At 40.6% G+C, this 3,893-nt stretch carries 5 protein-coding genes; 2 read left to right on the top strand and 3 right to left on the bottom strand.

Annotation, left to right across the window (positions count from 1 at the left end; translation table 11 throughout):
• Nucleotides 1-412 precede the first annotated feature (412 nt).
• Both VJ937_RS04610 and VJ937_RS04605 read left to right on the top strand, forming a co-directional pair.
• The gene (locus tag VJ937_RS04610; RefSeq protein ID WP_324065718.1) at nucleotides 413-625 is read left to right on the top strand and encodes a DUF2892 domain-containing protein; all 213 of its coding nucleotides are present in this window, start codon (nucleotides 413-415) and stop codon (nucleotides 623-625) included.
• Nucleotides 626-744: 119 nt separating this feature from the next.
• Nucleotides 745-1,149 (top strand): YccF domain-containing protein, encoded by a 405-nt coding sequence (locus VJ937_RS04605; protein WP_324065717.1) that lies wholly within the window; start codon nucleotides 745-747, stop codon nucleotides 1,147-1,149.
• A gap of 10 nt (nucleotides 1,150-1,159) precedes the next feature.
• On the opposite strand, the gene asnA is transcribed toward VJ937_RS04605, so the two are convergent.
• From asnA to VJ937_RS04590, 3 genes are all read right to left on the bottom strand, one after another.
• Entirely contained in the window at nucleotides 1,160-2,194 is a 1,035-nt protein-coding gene (gene asnA / locus VJ937_RS04600; protein WP_324065716.1) for an aspartate--ammonia ligase, read from the bottom strand.
• A gap of 266 nt (nucleotides 2,195-2,460) precedes the next feature.
• The gene (locus VJ937_RS04595; protein WP_324065715.1) at nucleotides 2,461-3,381 is read right to left on the bottom strand and encodes an NAD(P)/FAD-dependent oxidoreductase; all 921 of its coding nucleotides are present in this window, start codon (nucleotides 3,379-3,381) and stop codon (nucleotides 2,461-2,463) included.
• Nucleotides 3,382-3,457: 76 nt separating this feature from the next.
• Nucleotides 3,458-3,808 carry a thioredoxin gene (locus VJ937_RS04590; protein WP_324065714.1) on the bottom strand — a complete coding sequence of 117 codons (351 nt, stop codon included), beginning with the start codon at nucleotides 3,806-3,808 and terminating at the stop codon, nucleotides 3,458-3,460.
• Nucleotides 3,809-3,893: the final 85 nt, after the last annotated feature.

The raw sequence follows: 3,893 nt of genomic DNA, 5'->3' as shown, positions 1-3,893 counted from the left end.
TAATATGATGAGGTTGCTCGTGCAGAAATTTATTTTAACGGTACTCGCGAGCTCGCTTCGCTCGGTTCGCACGCTGTCGCCGAGGCTTTAGCGTAGGGGCCTGAACACCGCTAAAAATAATAATGAGTGAGGCAACTAGTACAAAGGTCTTGTTAGATAATAGATAACTTATTTAAAATAAATAGTTTAAACAAAGATTTAAAGATATGAACCACTCATCATTGAGGATAGATTTTAACGGAGCAAAGACAAAAGGACATCATTAAATGGGATTAGATTTTTTTAGTCTATATGATGAGTGCTCGCCGAACACCGCTAAAAAATAATTATGGGGTGAGGCAACTAGTACCAGAAGTATATAAAAAATTTTTAACTGATTATAATTTAATTACTTAATCGAAGATTTAAAGATATGAAAACGAATATGGGTTTTACCGACAAAATCATCCGGTTGCTGGTTGCAGCTGCAATTGCCATTTTGTTTTTTACAGATGTTATTACCGGTACGCTGGGGATTATCTTGTTAGTGGTGGCAGGAATATTTGTTCTTACAAGCCTGGTTAGCTTTTGTCCGCTCTATTTGCCTTTTGGGCTTAGTACTTTGCGGAAAAAGAAAAGCAGCTAAAGTGTATTTTTTTGAAGTCTGGTTATCCTGAAAGCACTTTTTAGAGTCGTTAACTTCTATGCTCATTTGTTGAGTTTAAACCGGGAAGTTTTTATACCTTGCCATAAAATTGCTATGATATGAGACTATTGGGTAATATTTTATGGCACTTTCCTTTTCTGGGCTTTATAGATGCTGCTGTAACATTTCTTATTGGCGGTTTTCTTGTAATAACGGTGGTTGGTATGCCACTGGGTTTCGGGCTAATTCAACTTTCAAAATTTTTACTTGCACCTTTTACCCATGAAATGGTTGATAAGAAAACGCTGGATTCAAAGCAGAATGAATTGTGGCGTTTATTCGGAATTTTTGTTTGGATCGTTTATTTTCCCGTTGGATTATTAATTACGCTTATTACCATTGTAAAAATTGCCGGGTTGTTTATTACCATTGTCGGCATTCCTGTAGCACTTGTCATGGCAAAATCACTGGGTACCATTTTTAATCCGGTCGACAAAGTTTGCGTTACACATTTGAGGCCTTAGGACTACTGTATTACATTAAAAATATTCCAGACCTTCGGCAATGGTCCTGCATTTGTCCGGGCCACAGGCTGGCCTGAACCTCGCCGATATGTGCTTTTCTAAGGAAATACATGCATAGGCGTGACTGCCCGATTCCTCCCCCGGTACACTCTGGAAATTCACCAGAAAGCAATCGTTTATGCCAGAGTAGTTCGCTTCTCATTTCCTGTTTCTGGATTTTTAACTGCCTTTGCAACGCTTCATGATCGACCCTGATACCCATGGATGACAGCTCGAATGCGCGTTCCAGGACAGGGTTCCAGACGATGATGTCGCCATTTAAGCCATGATGGCCATTGCCGGTTTCAGTTGACCAGTCATCGTAATCCGGTGCCCTTCCGTCATGAGGATTCCCTGATGAAAGGGTGTGTCCGATCCCGATAATAAATACAGCTCCGTATTTTTTGGCAATTTCATCTTCGCGGTCTTTTGGCGGTAGTTCAGGGTACATCTCCTCCAGCTCTTCACTGTGAATGAATTTGATTTCTTCCGGCAGGGTGGGGAGAATTTCCGGGTATGTTTCATAAACTATAAATTCGGTTCTTTTCATCACTGCGTAGATACGGCCCACAATATCCTTCAGGGTGTTCAGTGTTCTGTCCTCCGGCTCAATAATTTTTTCCCAGTCCCACTGGTCAACATAAATCGAGTGCAGATTATCTAATTCCTCATCCGGTCGCAATGCATTCATATCGGTATAAATCCCATATCCACTGGCAATTTCATAATCAGCCAGCATCATTCTTTTCCATTTTGCGAGGGAGTGCACAATCTCGGCGGTGGTACCTTCCATATCTTTCACCGGAAATTGCACCGGGCGTTCCAGGCCATTCAGGTCATCGTTTATCCCCGTGCCTTTTTGCACAAATAAAGGTGCTGTGACGCGGCGCAATTTCAATTCTGCTGACAGGTTTTCCTGGAAAAAATCCTTGATCATCTTGATGGCCCGTTCCGTTTCTTTGAGACTTAATACAGATTGATAATTTTGAGGAATAATTAGTTTCATCTTTGTAATATTTTATCAATGCAAATAACATATTTTAAATCATTAATTCAAAATGGTTTTTGATTGAAAAATTATAACAGGCCTTTGCACATGTGAGAATGGTTGGGTGTGTAAAGCTGTATACCTTTCGATAACAAGCCATTAAAAATTCCGGGAGAGAAATTACAGTCAGGACAGAAAAACCTATTATAAAGTAGAAATGTGGCGACAACAAAGCGATTTTTCATATCCCGCTGATGATAGGAGTCTGGATGATCCAGTTATTTTTAGTTTCGGAGGTATTCCGAAGCACTGAGGGCAGCGATTGTGCCATCGGCCACTGCTGTGGTTACTTGCCTGTATCGTTTTGCAATGGAATCGCCTGCTGCAAAAACACCTTCGATACCAGTTTTCATATCGCCGTCGACAATAATCTCATTGCGTTCATTCATTGGAACGCGTCCTTTTATTGATTCTGTATTTGGCAGATATCCAATAAATATAAAAATACCGTCGATTTTTCTATCTGTTATATTTTTCGAGGGAATGTGTTCAATGGTTACTTTTTCCAGGTTGCCATTGCCTTCAAACGATCTTAGTTCCGATTCCATAATGAAATCGATTTTTGGATTTTCTTTTGCTTCTTTTACGGCATGTTCGAAGGCCTGGAAGTGATCGAACTGGTGTACTATTGAGACTTTAGTGGCAAAATTGGTCAGCGCTACGGCCTCTTCCAGTGCGGAGTTTCCTCCTCCCACGACAATAACCTCTTTATCTGTAAAGAAATCGCCATCGCATGTGGCGCAGTATGAAATTCCTCTGCCTTTAAACTGGTCTTCGCCGGGAATATTGAGCGATCTGGGACGTCCGCCTGGTGTGAGTATGACTGCATTGGCTGTAAATTTGCGACCGTCTTCAAGTGTAACTTTTTTTAGTTTGTTTTCCAGGGAGTATTCTTTGATTTTGATATTTGATTTGATTTTGCAGCCAAAGCTTTTAGCCTGCTTTTTCATTGTATTAGCAAGCATGTACCCTTTGGTTGTTTCAACGCCCGGGTAATTTGCCACCTCTTCAGTAAGCACCATTTGTCCGCCCACAACACCCTCGTTCAGGATAACAGTTTTAAGCTTTGCCCTCGAGGCATAGATCCCGGCAGTCAGACCGGCAGCGCCAGCCCCGATTATCATCAGATCGTATTTTTCTTCCATTGTAAGTTTCAGATTGTAGTTAAGTGTCTTTGCGGTGCTTATAGCAGCCGCAAAGACCTGAAGATATTAAAACGGGTTAGTTGCCAAAATGCTCATCCAGTACAGATGTGATTTGCTCTCTGTTTTGGATGCTTGATGTGGCTTTTGCCACTTTACCATTTTTGTAATACATGGTGAATGGTAATCCCATGAATCCCTGACATTCGGGTGCGTTTCTTACGATCGATGCTTCGGGATTATCGAACGCCATACTATAGAATTTCACATTCTCACGTTCTTCCTGCAGTTCTTCCATTTCATCATATACAGGGATGCACATTGGCCCCATACGGCCACAGCATACCATAACATTTTCATTTTCATTAATTATCTTTTGCAATTCATCTGCAGTTTCAATTTCGTGGATTGTTGTTTGTAAAAGTTTCATGATTTTATGTGTTTTTAATTGTTATTATGTTGTAATTGAAATAATGGTTATTGTGTTATTGTGTTATAGTGTTATTGCGTTATTG

The organism is Salinivirga sp. (assembly GCF_035268865.1).
In the GTDB taxonomy this organism is placed as follows: Bacteria; Bacteroidota; Bacteroidia; order Bacteroidales; family Salinivirgaceae; genus Salinivirga.
This window is presented reverse-complemented; position numbering and strand designations above follow the sequence as displayed.